16 protein-coding genes are annotated in these 15,754 nt (G+C 64.1%); 8 read left to right on the top strand and 8 right to left on the bottom strand.

Features of this window, described 5'->3' with window-relative positions; genetic code table 11:
• Nucleotides 1–39 precede the first annotated feature (39 nt).
• The 3 genes from AC6CH3_RS17805 to AC6CH3_RS17795 form a co-directional block, all read right to left on the bottom strand.
• Nucleotides 40–1,005 (bottom strand): PDR/VanB family oxidoreductase, encoded by a 966-nt coding sequence (locus AC6CH3_RS17805; protein ID WP_498133680.1) that lies wholly within the window; start codon nucleotides 1,003–1,005, stop codon nucleotides 40–42.
• A 162-nt stretch (nucleotides 1,006–1,167) separates the two neighbouring features.
• Nucleotides 1,168–2,010, bottom strand: a complete 843-nt coding sequence (locus AC6CH3_RS17800) for an IclR family transcriptional regulator (protein WP_498133679.1) — start codon at nucleotides 2,008–2,010, stop codon at nucleotides 1,168–1,170.
• A 120-nt stretch (nucleotides 2,011–2,130) separates the two neighbouring features.
• Nucleotides 2,131–2,931: an SDR family oxidoreductase gene (locus AC6CH3_RS17795; RefSeq protein ID WP_498133678.1), complete on the bottom strand. Its 801-nt coding sequence runs from the start codon at nucleotides 2,929–2,931 to the stop codon at nucleotides 2,131–2,133.
• A 158-nt stretch (nucleotides 2,932–3,089) separates the two neighbouring features.
• Here AC6CH3_RS17795 and AC6CH3_RS17790 point away from each other — a divergent pair, with 158 nt between their 5' ends.
• From AC6CH3_RS17790 to AC6CH3_RS17760, 7 genes are all read left to right on the top strand, one after another.
• Nucleotides 3,090–4,469 (top strand): aldehyde dehydrogenase family protein, encoded by a 1,380-nt coding sequence (locus AC6CH3_RS17790; protein WP_498133677.1) that lies wholly within the window; start codon nucleotides 3,090–3,092, stop codon nucleotides 4,467–4,469.
• Nucleotides 4,470–4,499: 30 nt separating this feature from the next.
• A complete protein-coding gene (locus tag AC6CH3_RS17785; protein ID WP_498133676.1) occupies nucleotides 4,500–5,426 on the top strand; it encodes an MBL fold metallo-hydrolase in 927 nt (308 codons plus the stop codon).
• A 54-nt stretch (nucleotides 5,427–5,480) separates the two neighbouring features.
• Entirely contained in the window at nucleotides 5,481–6,212 is a 732-nt protein-coding gene (locus tag AC6CH3_RS17780) for an MFS transporter (protein WP_498133675.1), read from the top strand.
• A gap of 30 nt (nucleotides 6,213–6,242) precedes the next feature.
• The gene (locus tag AC6CH3_RS17775) at nucleotides 6,243–6,767 is read left to right on the top strand and encodes an MFS transporter (protein WP_498133674.1); all 525 of its coding nucleotides are present in this window, start codon (nucleotides 6,243–6,245) and stop codon (nucleotides 6,765–6,767) included.
• An 80-nt stretch (nucleotides 6,768–6,847) separates the two neighbouring features.
• Entirely contained in the window at nucleotides 6,848–8,287 is a 1,440-nt protein-coding gene (locus AC6CH3_RS17770; protein WP_498133673.1) for an MFS transporter, read from the top strand.
• Nucleotides 8,288–8,640: 353 nt separating this feature from the next.
• Nucleotides 8,641–9,036 carry a YidH family protein gene (locus AC6CH3_RS17765; RefSeq protein ID WP_498133672.1) on the top strand — a complete coding sequence of 132 codons (396 nt, stop codon included), beginning with the start codon at nucleotides 8,641–8,643 and terminating at the stop codon, nucleotides 9,034–9,036.
• 5 nt (nucleotides 9,037–9,041) lie between these two features.
• The gene (locus tag AC6CH3_RS17760; RefSeq protein WP_498133671.1) at nucleotides 9,042–9,386 is read left to right on the top strand and encodes a DUF202 domain-containing protein; all 345 of its coding nucleotides are present in this window, start codon (nucleotides 9,042–9,044) and stop codon (nucleotides 9,384–9,386) included.
• Nucleotides 9,387–9,805: 419 nt separating this feature from the next.
• On the opposite strand, the gene AC6CH3_RS17755 is transcribed toward AC6CH3_RS17760, so the two are convergent.
• Both AC6CH3_RS17755 and AC6CH3_RS17750 read right to left on the bottom strand, forming a co-directional pair.
• Nucleotides 9,806–10,480, bottom strand: a complete 675-nt coding sequence (locus tag AC6CH3_RS17755; protein ID WP_498133670.1) for a plasmid pRiA4b ORF-3 family protein — start codon at nucleotides 10,478–10,480, stop codon at nucleotides 9,806–9,808.
• 104 nt (nucleotides 10,481–10,584) lie between these two features.
• Nucleotides 10,585–11,271, bottom strand: coding sequence for a hypothetical protein (locus AC6CH3_RS17750; RefSeq protein ID WP_498133669.1), 687 nt, complete (start codon nucleotides 11,269–11,271; stop codon nucleotides 10,585–10,587).
• A gap of 286 nt (nucleotides 11,272–11,557) precedes the next feature.
• Here AC6CH3_RS17750 and AC6CH3_RS17745 point away from each other — a divergent pair, with 286 nt between their 5' ends.
• Entirely contained in the window at nucleotides 11,558–11,980 is a 423-nt protein-coding gene (locus AC6CH3_RS17745; protein WP_498133668.1) for a hypothetical protein, read from the top strand.
• Between the two features lie 452 nt (nucleotides 11,981–12,432).
• Here the strand turns inward: AC6CH3_RS17745 and AC6CH3_RS17740 are convergent, their stop codons facing one another.
• The 3 genes from AC6CH3_RS17740 to AC6CH3_RS17730 are packed head-to-tail and all read right to left on the bottom strand — an operon-like array spanning nucleotide 12,433 to nucleotide 15,748.
• Nucleotides 12,433–13,860: a class-II fumarase/aspartase family protein gene (locus tag AC6CH3_RS17740; protein WP_498133667.1), complete on the bottom strand. Its 1,428-nt coding sequence runs from the start codon at nucleotides 13,858–13,860 to the stop codon at nucleotides 12,433–12,435.
• Nucleotides 13,857–14,789 carry a carbohydrate ABC transporter permease gene (locus AC6CH3_RS17735; protein WP_498133666.1) on the bottom strand — a complete coding sequence of 311 codons (933 nt, stop codon included), beginning with the start codon at nucleotides 14,787–14,789 and terminating at the stop codon, nucleotides 13,857–13,859. The genes AC6CH3_RS17740 and AC6CH3_RS17735 overlap by 4 nt, the downstream gene beginning before the upstream one ends.
• Complete coding sequence (locus AC6CH3_RS17730; protein ID WP_498133665.1) at nucleotides 14,789–15,748, bottom strand: carbohydrate ABC transporter permease; 960 nt, start codon at nucleotides 15,746–15,748, stop codon at nucleotides 14,789–14,791. Before AC6CH3_RS17730 ends, AC6CH3_RS17735 begins: the two co-directional genes overlap by 1 nt.
• Nucleotides 15,749–15,754: the final 6 nt, after the last annotated feature.

Genomic DNA, 15,754 nt, shown 5'->3' with positions numbered 1-15,754 from the left:
GTCTATGGAAAAGGCTGCAAGCGGGTGTGACGGACTGGTTCAGAGATCCAGTACCAGGCGCGGGCAGCCGGCAGCGGCGCGGGAGACGCAAACCAACATGATCTCGCCGGCTTCACGGTCCTCTTCGGTCAGGACCGCGTCGCGGTGCTCGGGTTCGCCGGAGATGATCTGGGTTTCGCAGGTGCCGCACAATCCGCCGCGGCAGGAGGACAGTACGCGCACGCCCACCTCTTCCACAGCTTCGAGGATGGTTTTGTCATTCGGTACGGTCACGGTGGTCCCGGTCCTCGCCAGCTCCACCTCGAAGGGTGCGTTGGCCGCGGCGGCACCCAGGGTCGAAGCGACGAACCGTTCGGTGTGCAGGGCGCCGGGAGGCCAGCCCATGCATCGTTCCTCCACGGCACCGAGCAGCCCGCCCGGACCGCAGGCATACACCAGCATGTGGGCCCGAGGCATGCCCAGGACCTGGTCCAGGTCCAACCGGCCAACTTCGTCCTCGGCGACGATGCAGATACGGTCAGCGCCGTACCGGTCCTCCAACTGCTGTGCGAAGGCCATGGTTTTGCGGCTCCGGCCGCCGTAGACCAGCGTCCAGTCCTTGCCGGCAGCGTCGGCTGCTTCGACCATGGGAATGATCGGAGTGATGCCGATGCCGCCGGCAAGGAAGAGGTAGCGCCGGGATTCGCGCAGCGGAAAGTTGTTACGGGGCTCGGAGATGGCCAGTGATGTTCCCGGCAGCAGCGCGTGCACGGCCTTGGACCCGCCACGGGAATCGGGCACGTGCAGTACGCCGATCCGAAGGTGGTCCAGTTCCCCTGGAGAAGAACACAGCGAGTACTGGCGAACCAGCCCGTCGCCGACATGGACGTCGATATGTGCGCCCGGCTGCCAGGGCTCGAACGACCGGCCGTCCGCCCGCCGCAGCACCAGGGAGACCACTTGGTCCGCCACAATGTCCGCCCGGTCGACGACGACGTCGATGGTGGCTCCTGCAGATGCAGTCATAAGGTTTCACTTCCTTTGGAAAGGCCCGCCCGGACGACGCTCCCTTGGCCGGGCATCCGCCACAAATACGGCTTACTTGAGGTTAGGTGTCCCACAACACAAACGCGGCACCTCTTTCCATCCAACGGAAAGATCGGAATTGGGAAGGGCTGGAAACGCGCCCTATTGCGGCAGAAGCTCCACACCCAGCCGCCGGGCAATGCCGCGGGCCGCAATGTTGAGCACAGGCACCACGCTGCCGACCGGGGCGGGACGGCTGCGGGTGACGATACCCAGCGCTGCCACCACCTGCTTGTTGGGCAGGAACACCGGGACGGCCAGGCCGTAGTTGTCCGGGCCTGTCTCCTCCTCCGTAGTGGCATAACCGAGGGCACGCACCCGCTCGATTTCCGTCGAGAGTACGGTGGGGCTGGTGATGGTGCGCGGCGTGTGCGGCTCCAGCCGCTGCGAAACGGCGGTAAACAATTCCTTGCTCCCATAGGCCAGCATGATTTTTCCCGCGGCACTCGCATGGAGCGGCAGGCGTGCGCCAACACGCCGGAACGGCTGGCCCGCTCCCGTACCGGACATGCGTTCCACCAGCAGGACCTCCTGCCCGTCCAGGATGAACAGGTTCACCACATTGTGCGTCACGAAGAGGACGTCCTGCATGAAGGGGGCGGCTACCTCGGCGATGTTTTGCTGCGCAGGGGCCAGCAGGCCAAGGCGCCAGATCCGTTGCCCCACACGGTACCCGTCATTGGCCTTCTCCAGTCCTCCCCACGCCACCAGTTCGCCGACCAGTCGGTGCGCGGTTGCCACGGGAAGGCCCGCACGGCGGGCCATGGCACTGAGGCTTTGCACGGAGTGCTCAGCGTCGAAGGTCCCGAGCAGGGCCAGTGCGCGGGACGTGACACTGGCCGCCTGCTGTGCGGAAGCACCGCCGTCGGCAGCTTGGGAGGGTTTGGACCCGGGTATTGAAGCGGGACGGCGGGCGGTCCGGCCGCTGGGGGCAGCGTTAGCCATAGATCACCCTCCTGAGCGCTGGAAGCAGCAGCGCATCATTGACGCCGTGCCCTACCGTCATTTTAAGCCCAATGCCGGATCTTCCATGCGTACGCAAGGATGCTCCGGCGTCGTTGGTCCTCAGTTGGTGACGGTGGCGAGGGTTGAACCGCGGTAAGCACCCAGGCCGCCGTCCACGCGGATGTCCGAGCCGTTCACCCACCCCGACTCGGGGCGGAGGAGGAAATCGATAACGGAGGCGACGTCTTCCGGCTCGCCGAAGCGGCCCAGCAGGGCACCTGCACCCTCCACCTTGTCCCGCCCGTGGTCCTTTTTAAAGTCCTCAAGGATGGGCGTGGCAACTGGCCCGGGGCTCACGCTGTTGACCCGGATGCGCTGCGGCAGCAGTTCGGCGGCCAGGTGCTCCGTCAGGAAGCGGACGCACTGCTTGGAGAAAAGGTAGGACTCCTCCGTGATGTCCTCGTCACCGGCCACCGAGTCCAGCGCGCCTGCCTGATCCGCGGCCAGCGCGAACGCGGCACACTTGGCTTTCACCTCGCGCCACTGGACGGCAACGCTGGAAGCGAGGTTCACGACGGCGGTTCCCTCACCGAGGAGCGGGGCAAGTGCCCGGACCAGTCCGCGGACGCCGAAGACGTTGACGGACAGCACCGTGCGCCAGGGCGCCGTGCCGGGGACGCCTGCGATGTTGGCCAGGCCGGCGATGCCATGCGGTGCTGCGGCGGAGACTGCGGCGGCGGCGGCGGCGACGCCCGCCTGACTGGAAAGGTCAGCCTGCACGAAGGTGCCGCTGAAGCCGGTGGGCGCGTTGCGGTCGATGCCGATCAGCGGCACCCCGCGGGCGGACAGAATCTGCGCCGTCCGAGCGCCGATGCCGGAGGAAACCCCCGTAAGGACGATGGGTAGCTGTTCTTGGGACATGGAGACTCCTCATTAGTGCGTGACGTGCTTCACTCCATAGTGGCAAGCCGGATCAATCCCTCGCCCCGTCCTTTCCGTTGGATGGAAAGGTCGAGGCGGATTGTGGCGGGTGCCATGAAACTTGGATAAGAATCCCATCCCCGCCGAAAGGACAGGCCATGACGGCAGACCACTACCAGGTCCTGGACCCGGCCACGCTTGAGCTCGTAGGGCACGCCCCGGAAAACACCGGGGACGACGTTGAACAGGCCGTTGCGGCCGCCCGCCTGGCTGCACCGCGCTGGGCAGCCGACCGCGAGGCCCGCCGCGCCGCCCTGCGTGCCGGGGCTGCCCTGATCCGCCGCAACCTGGATTCCCTGGCCACCCTGCTTTCCCGTGAGCAGGGCAAGCCCAAGGCGGAGGCTGCGGGTGAGTTCACCGTGGCGGCAGGACTTTTTGAGTACTATGCGGAGCTGGGATGGGACGAAACCGAGCCTCTCGCCCCAAGGGCCGACAGGACCCTTGAGGTCCAGTACCGGCCGGTGGGCATTGTGGGCACCATCACGCCGTGGAATTTCCCCATCTCCCTGCTTTGCGTGAAACTTGCCCCTGCGCTGGTTGCCGGCTGCACTGTGATCGCAAAGCCCTCCCCGTCCACGCCCCTGTCCACCATTGCACTGGTCAATCTGCTCAATGACGTCCTTCCCGCGGGAGTGCTACAGGTGCGGACCAGTTCACGGCGGACGGTGAATGTTGCCTTGAGCACTTCGCCGGGCATTCGCAAGATCTCTTTTACCGGCTCCACCCAAGTGGGCATTTCCATGGCCCAGCAGGCAGCCCCGACCGTCAAGCGCGTCACCATGGAGCTCGGCGGAAACGATCCTGCCATCGTGCTCGATGACGCCGACCCTGCCGTTACTGCCCGCGGAATTGTGGGCAGTGCCTTCCGCAACGCCGGCCAGGTGTGCATGGCGGTCAAACGCGTGTATGTTCCCCGCAGCCGCAGCAGGGAACTGGCCGAGGCCATCGCCGCTGAGGCTTCCCACCACGTGCTGGGCCATGGCATTGCGGACGGGACCACCATAGGGCCCATGCACAATGAGCCCCAGCTCAAACTCGTCCACGGCCTGGTTGACTCCGCCGTGGGCGCCGGAGCCCGCATCATCACCGGCGGCAACCCCGGCTGCGACCTGCCCGGCTACTTCCTCTCCCCCACAGTAGTGATCGACGCCGAGCCGGGCATGGACCTGGTGGAACAGGAACAGTTCGGCGCAGCCCTGCCGATCGTCGCCTATGACAATCTCGAAGAGACAATCAACGCGCTCAACGCCGGAGAGTTCGGTCTCGGCGCGTCCGTCTGGAGCCCGGACCAGGAACGTGCGTACGCCACCGCATCACAGATCGAAGCCGGAACAGTTTGGGTCAACCAGCACACCCTCGTGGAACCGGACGCCCCCTTCGGAGGGTGGAAGGCGTCCGGCATCGGCCGCGAACGCGGCCGATGGGGCCTGGAGGAATACCTGGAAACCCGTGTCATCAATGCCCGCCCCCACTCCTGAGCCCGCACCAACCCTCCAGAAGGACTTCTTGTGAGCGTCGAACTGATTACCCTTGGCACCGCCGCTGGCCCAGCCATCCGCGGACCGGAAAACGGCATATCCAGCGCACTGGTCGTGGGCGACGCCTTCTACATGGTTGATTTTGGCCTGGGCTGCTCGCGGGCCGCCCACGAGGCCGGGCTGCGCGGCAAGAATTTGGTGGCGGGCTTTGTCACCCACCTGCACTCGGACCATGTGGTGGAGCTCCCCGGCTTTCTGCTGTGGAACTGGGGCAACCCGGTAGAAGGCTTCACCGGCCCCGTTTCGATTGTGGGCCCGGGCAAGGATGCCACCCGCACAGGTGGTGCCGGGCTCTCCGGCACCGGCGAGCTGGTCTCCCATTCCCTGCAGGCCTTCTCCTACGACATCGACATCCGCGTCCACGATGAAGCCCGCCCGAACCTGACATCCCTTCTGCGCACCGTGGACCTCAAAACCCCCGCACACGAAAGCCCCGACGCGGCCCTCCCCTTTGACGTCTACGAGGATGACAGGGTCAAGGTCACCGGCATCCTCGTCGAACACCCACCGGTGCGCCCCGCACTGGCATTCCGCTTCGACACCGACGCAGGTTCCGTTGTGTTCTCCGGCGACACAGCAGAATGTGAAGCGATGGCTGTGCTCGCCAACGGCGCAGACGTGCTGGTGCACGAGGCAGTGAACCTGGACTTCTACGCCGGCAAGGGCTTCGCACCGGAATTCCTCAACCACCAGCGGATCGCACATACCCCGCCCGAGGGAGCCGGCCGCATTGCCGCCGCGGCCGGAGTAGGCCGCCTGGTCCTCTCCCACCTGGCCGGCCGCGCGGAGCCGGAATGGTGGCGCAGCCGGGCCGCCTCAACTTTCGGCGGCCCCGTGGACGTCGCCGTCAGCGGCCAGCGTTTCCGCATCGACACCCCGGTGCTGGCATCCGCCTGAAGAACCCGAGAACAAGGACCCGCGCCCGCCACCCTGCAGCAAGGACAACAACTTTTGGAACTGCCGTCGCCCGCAACCGCACTCGATGAAAAAAGGACGACAGCTGACCGGGCCTGGCTGGCCGTCCTCGTAGCGGGCATCGCGGCAGCCATGCATATCTGGAAGCTTCCAGCCGCTCTGGCCGGGATCCAGGTGGATCTGGGCACTACCCTGGTTCAGGCAGGACTGCTGCTCGGCATCATCCAGTTGGCCAGCGTGGTCGGTGGCCTGGCCACGGCCGTGGGCGGGGAACTGGCAGGCCTCCGCCGGCTCCTGATCACCGGGCTGGTCCTGCTGGGCGCCGCATCCGTGCTCGGCGCCGCCGCGCCCACCACTGAATTGCTGATGGCCACCCGGACGCTGGAGGGCGTCGGATTCCTGCTGGCCGTCGTCGTCGCCCCTGCACTTATCCGCAAGGTGACCCCGGTCAAGCGGCTAAATGTCGCACTGGCAAGCTGGGGCGCCTTCCAAGGCGTGGCCACGCTTATCGGACTCGCCGCGGGCGCCCTGTTCCTGCAGGCCGCCAGCTGGCGGGAATGGTGGGTGGTGATGGCTGTCCTCACGCTGCTACCCGTACCGCTGCTGCTTCGCGGGGTACCGAGGGACGCGCCTCCGGCCGAGGCCGGGCTCCGGTCCGCGCTACGCCGCGTCGGACGCACCGTAGCCACCCGCCCTCCCTGGATTATCGGAGGGGTCTTCGCCTGTTACACCGCCCAGTGGATGGCAGTGCTCGGCTTCCTGCCGTAATTTTACCGCTCGGCGGGCCTGGAAGGGCCGATGCCGGGTATTCTCAGCGCCGCCGTGGGCGGGGTCAACGCGATCGGGGCACTTAGCGCCGGGCCGCTCATCCAGCGAGGGCTGTCCGAGCGGAAAATCATCTTCTGGACCTTTCTGGGCATGTCAGCGTCTTCCGTGGCGACGTTCGCCGTCGGCTGGGAAGACATCGGGAACGGCATCGTCTTCCAGTTCGTCCTCATCGCGGTATTCTCCGCCGTCGGCGGTCTTATCCCTGCCGCAGTGACCAGGTACTCCGTGCGAATTGCCCCGGAAGACGGATCTGTCACCGCCGTGCTGGGGTTGACGCAGCAGATCTTCAATCTCGGGAACTTTGTGGGACCCATGATGTTCGCCCTGCTGGCCACCACCACCGGGGGCTGGGATACGACCTGGTGGCTGACATGCGGATTGAGCATCCTGGGGATGGCACTGCTGGCGCTCCTGGCTGGCCCCGGCGGCGGGACCGCCAAGAGCGTGCGGCGCCCCGGAAAGTCGCTTTCCACCCAACGGAAAGCTCAAATGTAAGGCCCGTCACACGAGCCTAGAGTCAAGAAAACGCCGCTCCAAACCGGCAAAAGACTTCCCCTTCAACGATTGGGCATACTGTGTCTGAAACTCCCCTTACCGGCGTCACGCCGGGTGCCGCGGCTTCCCGCGATCCCCGGAACTGGTCCCGGTCCAAGCGCAACCGCTATGGCTGGTTTATGACCTTTAGCCTCCTCTTCCTGATGATGCTCAGCTGGGCGGACAAAGCAGTCCTCGGTATCGCGGCCGTGCCCATCATGAAAGAACTGGGCATCACACCCGAGCAGTTCGGCCTGGTGGGCAGCGCCATGTTCCTCACATTCGGGATCGCCCAAATCGTCGCCGCACCCATCGCCAACAAGGTATCGAGCAAGTGGATCCTGCTGGTCCTGTGCCTGCTGTGGTCCGTGGCCCAGGTCCCCATCCTGCTGTTCGCCTCCCTGCCTGCCCTCTGGGCCAGCCGCCTGCTCCTGGGTGCTGGCGAGGGTCCACTGGCTCCGGTGCTGATGCACGGCATTTACAAGTGGTTCCCCGAGAAAAAGGGCGCTACCCCGGCCGCTCTTGCTTCCTCCGGTGTGACCTTGGGAATCGTGGCCTTCGCACCGGTCCTGGCCTGGATCATCGGGCAGTTCGGCTGGCAGACGGCCTTTGCACTGCTGGCCATCGTGGGACTGGTCTGGTCTGTTTTCTGGGTCATCGTGGGCAAGGAAGGCCCCTACACCAGCCGGAAAGCCGAACAAGAAATCGACGGCATTGCAGCGGAAGAAACTCCCGTCGCAGCAGAGACCAAAATCCGCTACTGGCGCACCATCCTCTCCCCCAGCTGGATCTTCGCGGTCCTGGCATCCTTCTTTGGCTACTGGACCTTCACCCTGGCCATGTCCTGGGGGCCGGCTTACTTTCAGAACGTCTTGGGCTTCAGCGGACAGCAATCCGGTGCCATGATCGCCCTGCCCGCGGCTTGGGGAGCTATCGCCACAGTGGGCCTCAGCGCCGTGACCCAGCGCCTGCACCTGAAAGGCGTTCCCACCCGGAAGGCCCGCGGTTGGGTACTCAGCATCTCCGCGGTCTTCGCAGGAGCCTGTCTTGTGGCCGCAACCCTGATCACCTCACCCGTCCTGTCTGTCATCCTTATGGTCTTCGGCTTCGGAACGGCACCTGCACTCTTCGCCATCACCTATCTGGTCGTCGCTGAACTGACCACCATCGCACAGCGCGGTGCAAACCTCTCCATCGCAAACGCGGTCCTAACAACCGGCGGCGTATTCGCACCGGCGGTTTCCGGGTTCCTGATTGGCGGTGCGGCCACCCCGGCTGAAGGTTACCGGTCAGCCTTTGCCCTGGCCGGCGGCCTCCTGCTGGCCTTCGGAGTCCTGGCCCTGCTTTTCATCAACCAGCAGCGTGACCGACGCAGGCTTGGCCTGGAGATAGCCGATGATGCCGCTCCGGCAACGTCCGCTCTTGCTGCTTCCGCCACGGCCACTGGCTTGGAAGTCACCCCTGCAAGCACCAAGGCTTAGGCCCGAATCGTCCCGGAGCGAAGGCCGGGACCGGAACAGAGATCGCTCCGGCCCCAGCCTCAACCTGAAACTCGCGTTCCAAGAGAGGATGCACCGCTTGAATCCCATCGTCACCCGTCCGACTACCAGGCCGAGTCTCGAGTTAGCAGAGGTAAAAAATTCGTTGCAATTGGCTGCGGACATCGACGACATTATTGCCTCGCCTTGGATCGGAATTCACTACAAGCACGAGATTCTGCTGCACTACAGGCACGAATCGCTAGAACTGGCAAACAGCACGGCAGACAGACCGAACATGCACGACAAAGGATCTTGCGTAGGGGTAACTGCCGCTTCCGCACCCTGGCGCTCTAGTGGGGTTTGAAAGCGACCCCCGCCAGCCTCCGCAGCGGGGAAGGCTCGCCGAACGAATCCTGCCAGGCGGAACCGAACCCGATCCCCGCTTCACGCTGGCCAACGAGCGGACGTTTCTGGCGTGGATCCGCACGTCACTCGCCCTCCTTGCCGGTGGCATAGCGATCGAGGCGCTCACGGCGGACCTGTTTCTTGAATCGGTCCGAAAAGGCATAGCTATCCTGCTGCTTCTGCTCGGCATGCTCCTCAGCGGAGGAGCCGCTATGCGTTGGCTGAAGGTTGAGCACAGTATGCGTCATAAGGCATCCCTGCCCCTGCCCCTGATTGTGCCCCTGCTGGCCGCGGCGGGGGCACTGGCTGCCGCCGTCGTGCTGGTCTTCATCGTCTTGCCCTGATTTCTATGAAATCGAAGTTCAGCGGATCACAAGGTAGAAAGCACGGGGACCCCGGGCTGCAGCCGGAGCGAACAACCCTTGCCTGGGGCAGGACAATGCTGGCGCTGGTTACAGTTAGCGCCATCTTCCTGCGCTGGCTGCCCCACCTTGGCTTCCCCATTCTGGTGCTCATCGCGGTCGCCGCCGGCGCAGCCTCAGCCATCTACCTCACGCAGCGCCCTCGTTACAAAACCAGCTCCCACGGGATTTCACGTGAAGCGGCCACTCCCGACATTTCCGGAGTGCTATGGACCGCTTTCGCCGCCATGGCATTGGGCGCCCTGGGTATGAGCGTCGTCCTGATACCTTAAAACATGCTGTTAGGGACGGGTTCGAAGCCTTTATGACCGGCCTGACTCACCTCCAAAATATGCGCCCGTCCAGTCGAGGAAAGTACACCCAAAGCTGATATACGGCTCTTTACCTGGTCCTCGGAACGACCGGAATGGTTCACCTTTGAACGAGAAGTCCGGTCCGCCCGCGCACAGCGGGGGACAATTCTCATAGGTCACCCGCCGCTACTGCTACCAGGAGCTACCCCAACGGCTCCTACTTCCGTGGATAACCTGAATTGACTCCAGCCATGGACGGATCAGAGCCGCCACCAGTTCCGGCCGCGTGATCTCAGCAAGCACGGGTTTGCCCGGCCGAGACAGGTTGACGAAACGCCCGTTATTGGCCTTTTAAAACAGGCGGGGGAGTGCCCCGAAAAGGGGCTGTTTCCTGTCCGTCACTTACCGCGTTTTTCCCCAGACTGCGTACGTCGGAACTGCTCGGCCAGCGTCCGGTTCACGGCGGGAATGTCGAGGAACGCAGGGTCAAAAGGATCATCGGCACCGGTTACGTCGGCGACCCAGGCCGAGTGCTCGGCGTGGTCGGGATGCGTCGGGTCGGCCAGTGCGTCCATGATCTCCTCGTACCCGGGGAATCCTCCGGAGTCTTCCAGCGGGCCGCGCCGGGCGCCATCGATCAGCCGGGCCGGCACGCTGTCTTCGTCCGCGGGCCGGCGGGAAATGAGCTCGAGCCGGTGAAGCCAGCTGTCACCGAAGTCGTATTCGTAAAACGCTCCGCCCGACCCCAGTGTGAGCAGCTGATCCAGGGAGCAATCCTCCTCAGGCCTGTCCGCCGGTTCTTCGCACTCCTGCCGGGGAAGCCACTGTGGGACCTCCGGAAATGCGCCGCCGACGGGCCGTAGCGGCGCGAACGGATCAGCTGCTGTGAACCTGTGCAGGTGCGCGTCCTCCCAGCCAAAGGCTGTCTGCAGCACCTGGTGCACCTGATTCAGAGCCAAGGAGTTCCGGAGTTGGAATAAACGCCAAATCTCAGGCTCGCTGCCGACGAGCTCCACGCGCAGCTCCAGAATCGAGTCCTGGTCTGCCCCCGCCCCGGCGTTAAGGATGTCCATGAAATCCATTCTTACAGGGGCCGCTGCCCTATCTGTAAGAGGGAGTGACCTCTACCCCGGCCGCGTCTCACAGCTTGACGGAAGGTCGGTTGTTGGCGCGTTTTTCACCTTCCGATGAGGGTTCTGTCGGCAGGTGGTGGGACTGCGCCCGGGTCTGTGTCGATGCTGTAGATGGTGTCGAAGGTGTCGGTAATCGTGGTGATGTCCTCGAGCGTGATGTTGATGGACGCGGACCGTTTCTTCAGGTGCCGGACCAGTTCGGTCTGCGGCCACATCAGTTGGTCGAAGTATGTCCCGAACGATCGTCCGGTGGCTTTGGTGTAGTCCGAGAGCGCCTGCCGGTCTGTGATTCTTCTGCCGTACGTGAGCTCGATGTCGACGTCGCCGAGTGGATCGATGCCCGGGCTGAGGTAGCTTCCGAAAACCCTGAGCGTGCCGATGAACAGGGGTTTGCCCGGATCGCCGTTGTAGGCCTGCGCCCGTTCCACCAACCCTGCGACCAGGCGGTCTGCGGTTTTTCTGCTGATCGGCTTCCCGAAGCTTGCCATCGCCAGGGCATTGCCCTGGATGGTCGAGTCCCACCAGACGTCGCCGTCGGTGTCGACCCGGACTTTCTCCATGTAGCCGGCAGCTTCCAGCTCCGCGAGGACGGCTTCATGGTCGTATCCGGTCCCTTCGAGCAGGTCCGCCACGGCCTCGGCGACCATCTCGCGACCTCTGAATTTGCGGACAATCGAGCGGGCCAGCACGGCCGGCAGCCCGGCGACGGTGTCGGTCTTTGCAACCCTCATGCCCACAGCCTAAGCATCAAAATCGGAAGCATCGACCGAGATGACGGTCCGTGATGCCCTCGAGAGCCGTTCACCCTTCCCAGCCAGCTTCAAGGTTCAGCCTGCAGAATGTGGGATGGAACTTCGGCCAACCGCTATTGGCCGGAGTTTCGCCATTTCCGGCGCCTGCCGCAAGACGCGGAGCGATTCGGCGCGAGGCCGTTCTACGAACGCTCCCCTCCCGGGGCAGCACAGAACCACGTGTGCTCCCCTTGACCGGCCGGAGTCGTCAAGCTAGCTTGACTTCATGAACGATGACGCGGGGTCGGTCGATCAAGCCCTCAGCGGCGGAGATGTCCACGAGCTGCTCAGAGTGTGGGAAGACTTCAACCGCGGCGAGACCTGGCGGGAAGTTTCTGCCACCGGCAGTGACCAAGCCCGGGTGGCCGCAGCGCAGTTCCTCGCCGAGGTAAGGGAAGTCGCAGCGCTGGAGGCGCTGCGTGCGAACGCGAAGGCTGTCGAACTGCTCACGGCCAGGCGCTGGTACGTCATCAAATCCGCACGCGAAGCCGGCGCGACGTGGGCCCAGATCGGCGAAGCGCTGGGGATCACGAAACAAGCCGCCCACGACTTCTACCGGCGCAGGATCGAAGAGCAGGAAAAGTACCTGCCGGACCTTCACGATGCCGCAGCAGCCCGTGCAGTCCTGGAAGAAGCGAAGGAAGACTAACTGGTTTGAGGGAGGACCGAAAGGGGCCCTCCCTTCACGTGCCGATGAGCCGCTTTCAACCACTCCCCTACTCGGCCGGCTTTGCAGAATCTTCCTTATCGGCGTTCGAACGGCCCGAAAGTAGGGGCAATCAATGCGTCTAAGGGCAGGTATTTGGGCGTTCTGAGTGTGGCAGCTGGCGCCGGAAGCGCGGTGCAAACAATGAAAAGCTAGGAAGCCTATCAGCGAGTGTGAACAGGCTTTCTGGGAGTTGGAAACATCGAGGCATACCCCAGTCATAAGCATGCAGCGACGCAAGGCGGAGGGCGGAAGCCCGGAATCGGCGCCCGTTGAGATCCGTCCGCCGGCTCCTTGCCACGGCGGTTGGTACGACGAGTGGCACACCCGGCTAGCCTCGCCGGATGTGCGCTGGTGGCCATGTCGGGTATTTTCAGGGTGCCGAAGATCTCAATTCAGGGTTGTTGTTCGCGTTCGGCTGCTGCTTGTGCCCGCTGGGCGGCGTGGAGGGCCATTTCCTGGCAGAGTCCGACGTGGCTGAGGGGATCGAGTAGCTTGGTGATTTCTTGCCGGTCCAGGTGGGCAGTCACGGCTGGGTCGGTTCTAAGGACGTCTCCGAACTGGCGGCCTGTCCGGATGGCTTCGTGTGCTGATTCGTACACGACATCGTGGGCGTGTTGCCTGCCGATTGTGTGCCCGAGTGAGAGCATGACCGCTTCTGAGGAGATCAGGCCGTGGGTGATTTCCAGGTTTGCCCGCATGCGTTCCTCGTCGACTTCCAGCTGGGAGAGGATGAGTTGGAGCCTGGCCAGCATGTCGCCTGTGAGGATCACAGATCGGCTGAGGGCATCGTCCATCATTGCGGTGTTGGCGCCATTGACTTCCTGGTCGTGGAGCATGGCTTCCAGGGCGAGGGGTACGTGGGATCGGATTTGCGCCGAGATGGTGATGACGTCCTGGGATAGCTGGGGATTCTGTTTGTGCGGCATGGTCGAGCTGCCCACGGTTCCCTCCGGGGAGGCTTCCCGGGCTTCACCGATTTCGGGCCGCATCAGGTTGTAGATTTCTCCGGCTATCCTGCCGCCTGTTGCGGCCAGGATGGCTAGCACCGTGACGTATTCGGCGAATTGGTCGCCGATGCCTCGTGAGGGGATCTTCATGCTTCCGAGCCCCAGATCCTTCGCCATGAGTCGCTGGACTTCCGGGCCGTCCTGTCCCATGGAGGCGAAGCTTCCGACTGCCCCTCCTGCCATGGCGTTGAAGATCCTGGGTTCGAGCTGAATGAGGCGTTCCTGGTGGCGGAGCAGTTCATCGATCCATACCGCGACCTTGAAGCCGAAGGTGATGGGGACGGCTTGCTGGCTGTGTGTCCGTCCTGCCATTACCGCGGAGGCGCCCTTGCGGGCCAGGGCGGCGGCGGCGGCCAGGACGCCGCGGAGCTGGGCGAGCAGGATTGTGTGTGCCTTCTTGAGCTGCAGAACATCGCCGGTTTGGGTGATGTTCTGAGTGGTGGCTCCCCAATGCACCCAGCCGCCGTGGGTCTCTCCGGCAGCCCGACTCAGTTCGGTGATGAGTGCCATCAGAGGGTGACTGGTGGCCGCGATGCCGCGGCGGATCGCTGCCGCATCAAGGCAGGCTAGTGATGCGTTCGCCTCAATGACCTCGGCGGCACCAACGGGAATGATCCCGAGCTGGGCTTGGGCCCGGGCCAGCGCCGCTTCCACCTGGAGCCAGCTCTCCCAGCGCGCTTCGAGATCGAAGAGCCTGCGGATTCCCGGGTCCTGCACCCGGTAGTCGGTGAAGCGCACCGGCATGGCATCGCTGTCTGTTGTTGCTGCCGCAGTGGCGGGATGTGAGGCGCTGACTGGGAGCGTGTCGGTCACTTGTCGGCTCCTGCCGTCAGACCTTCGGCGAGCAGGCGTTCGCTGCCGAAGAAGAGGATGATGATCGGCAGCGTGAGGATAACCGACCCGGCCATCAGCACCGTGGTGGGGACCTCGAGGCTACCCGAAAGCTGAGCCAGGCCCAGGGACACCGTCCACTTGTCGCGGTCTTCCACCAGAAACAGCAATGCGAAAAGGAACTCGTTCCAGGCGATCATGAACACAAACAGCGCGTTGGACATAATAGCCGGCCCGGCCAACGGCAGGCTGATGCGCAGCATGATCCCGATCCGGCCCAAGCCGTCCAACGCGGCAGCTTCTTCGAGGCTTTCGGGGATCGTCTGGAAGTAGTTGCGGAGCATGAAGATCGACACGGCGATGGTCTGGGACACGTAGACGACCAGCAGCACGCCGACGGCGCCGCGCAGCCCCAGCCTGGTGAAAAACACGAACAGCGGGACGGCGAGCAGGATGCTCGGGAACAGGTAGACGGCCAGGAACAGTGCGCTGATCTGGCGGCGGCCGAAGAACTGCAGGCGGCTCACCGCATAGGCACCGGGGACGGCGATCATAAGGGTCAGCACGACGGTTCCCAGGGCCACCAGGCCGCTGGTGATGATGAAGCCGGTGAAGCCCTGGCCGCCGTCGGCCACGGAGGCGAGGACGCTGGTGTAGGCGTCGAAGCTGATTTCGGTGAGGTTGGGCCAGATCCGGGCGGGGTCGGAAATGAGTGAGCCGATGTCGCGCACGGACAGGGTGACCATGTAGTAGAAGGGGAAGACCGTGACCAGCAGCAGGGCGGCGATCACGACCCAACGCAGTACCCGGAAGACCTTGGTTTCCGCGGTGTCCCGGGAGAAGTTCCGTTTCCGGGGCGGGCGGGGTGTGGAAGGGGCGCTCCGTACGGGGGATTCGTTCAAGACGGTCATCAGGCCACTTCCTCGTCCTTGACGGCGAACTTCATGTAGATCAGGACCATGACGGTCAGGATGGCCGCCAGGACCAGCGCCTGGGCCGCGGCGGATCCTATGTCGCCGCGGCCGATCAGGTAGTTGAACACTCCCACGCTGACCACTTCGGTGCCGGCACCACCACCGGTGAGGAGGTAGACATCGTCGAAGTTGTTGAACGTCCAGATGAAGCGGAGCACGCTGAGCACAGCGATGGTCGGCAGCAGCTGGGGCAGCAGGATGTGACGGAACATCTGGGTGGGAACGGCCCCGTCCATGCGGGCCGCTTCCTCGATGGACTTGGGAACGGCCTGCAGGCGGGCGGTCACAAAGAGGAACACGAACGGAAACGTCCGCCAGATTTCAAAGACGATAACCGTGAAGAGGGCGGTAGGAACAGGAAGGGTCAGCCCCAGGATCTCGACGTTGCTCGTGCGGGTGGTGAGGAAGGAGATTGGCTGGTCCCAGCCCAGTGCCCCTGTCCCCCACGCGTTTACGACTCCGAACTGCGGGTTGAGCATGGTCTTCCAGACGAATGCCGCGGCCACCACCGGGGAGACGTAGGGCAACAGCATGGCTGCCCTGACGAGGGTGCGTCCGCGGAATGCGTGCCGAAGCGCCAGGGCCGCCATGAGTCCGACGACAATCGCGCCGCCGGTACCGAGCAGGGAGTAGGTGAGGGTGGTTCCAAGGGAGGACCAGAGCGCTTCGGAGGTAAGGACGCTGACGAAGTTGTCGATCGTGTAGTTGCCGAACAGGTTGACCCTGCGGATCTGGATGAGACGTACGTCCTGGAAAGCGAGCATGACGGTCCAGAGGATCGGCACGACCACCAGGACCAGGACGATGATGACGCTGGGCGAGACCAGGGCGATGCCTGCCCGGGCCTGGCGGCGGCTGACGCTTCCGCCGCGGCGGAGTGTAGTGACATTACTCATGGTTCT

The organism is Arthrobacter sp. GQ119, from assembly GCF_059759125.1.
This window is presented reverse-complemented; position numbering and strand designations above follow the sequence as displayed.

Excerpts from the sequence above, each read along its gene's own strand:
- AC6CH3_RS17805 (WP_498133680.1), bottom strand. The coding sequence starts at position 1,005 with ATGACTGCATCTGCAGGAGCCACCATCGACGTCGTCGTCGACCGGGCG.
- AC6CH3_RS17800 (WP_498133679.1), bottom strand. The coding sequence starts at position 2,010 with ATGGCTAACGCTGCCCCCAGCGGCCGGACCGCCCGCCGTCCCGCTTCA.
- AC6CH3_RS17795 (WP_498133678.1), bottom strand. The coding sequence starts at position 2,931 with ATGTCCCAAGAACAGCTACCCATCGTCCTTACGGGGGTTTCCTCCGGC.
- AC6CH3_RS17790 (WP_498133677.1), top strand. The coding sequence starts at position 3,090 with ATGACGGCAGACCACTACCAGGTCCTGGACCCGGCCACGCTTGAGCTC.
- AC6CH3_RS17775 (WP_498133674.1), top strand. The coding sequence starts at position 6,243 with ATGCCGGGTATTCTCAGCGCCGCCGTGGGCGGGGTCAACGCGATCGGG.
- AC6CH3_RS17760 (WP_498133671.1), top strand. The coding sequence starts at position 9,042 with ATGAAATCGAAGTTCAGCGGATCACAAGGTAGAAAGCACGGGGACCCC.
- AC6CH3_RS17755 (WP_498133670.1), bottom strand. The coding sequence starts at position 10,480 with ATGGACATCCTTAACGCCGGGGCGGGGGCAGACCAGGACTCGATTCTG.
- AC6CH3_RS17750 (WP_498133669.1), bottom strand. The coding sequence starts at position 11,271 with ATGAGGGTTGCAAAGACCGACACCGTCGCCGGGCTGCCGGCCGTGCTG.
- AC6CH3_RS17745 (WP_498133668.1), top strand. The coding sequence starts at position 11,558 with ATGAACGATGACGCGGGGTCGGTCGATCAAGCCCTCAGCGGCGGAGAT.
- AC6CH3_RS17735 (WP_498133666.1), bottom strand. The coding sequence starts at position 14,789 with ATGACCGTCTTGAACGAATCCCCCGTACGGAGCGCCCCTTCCACACCC.
- AC6CH3_RS17730 (WP_498133665.1), bottom strand. The coding sequence starts at position 15,748 with ATGAGTAATGTCACTACACTCCGCCGCGGCGGAAGCGTCAGCCGCCGC.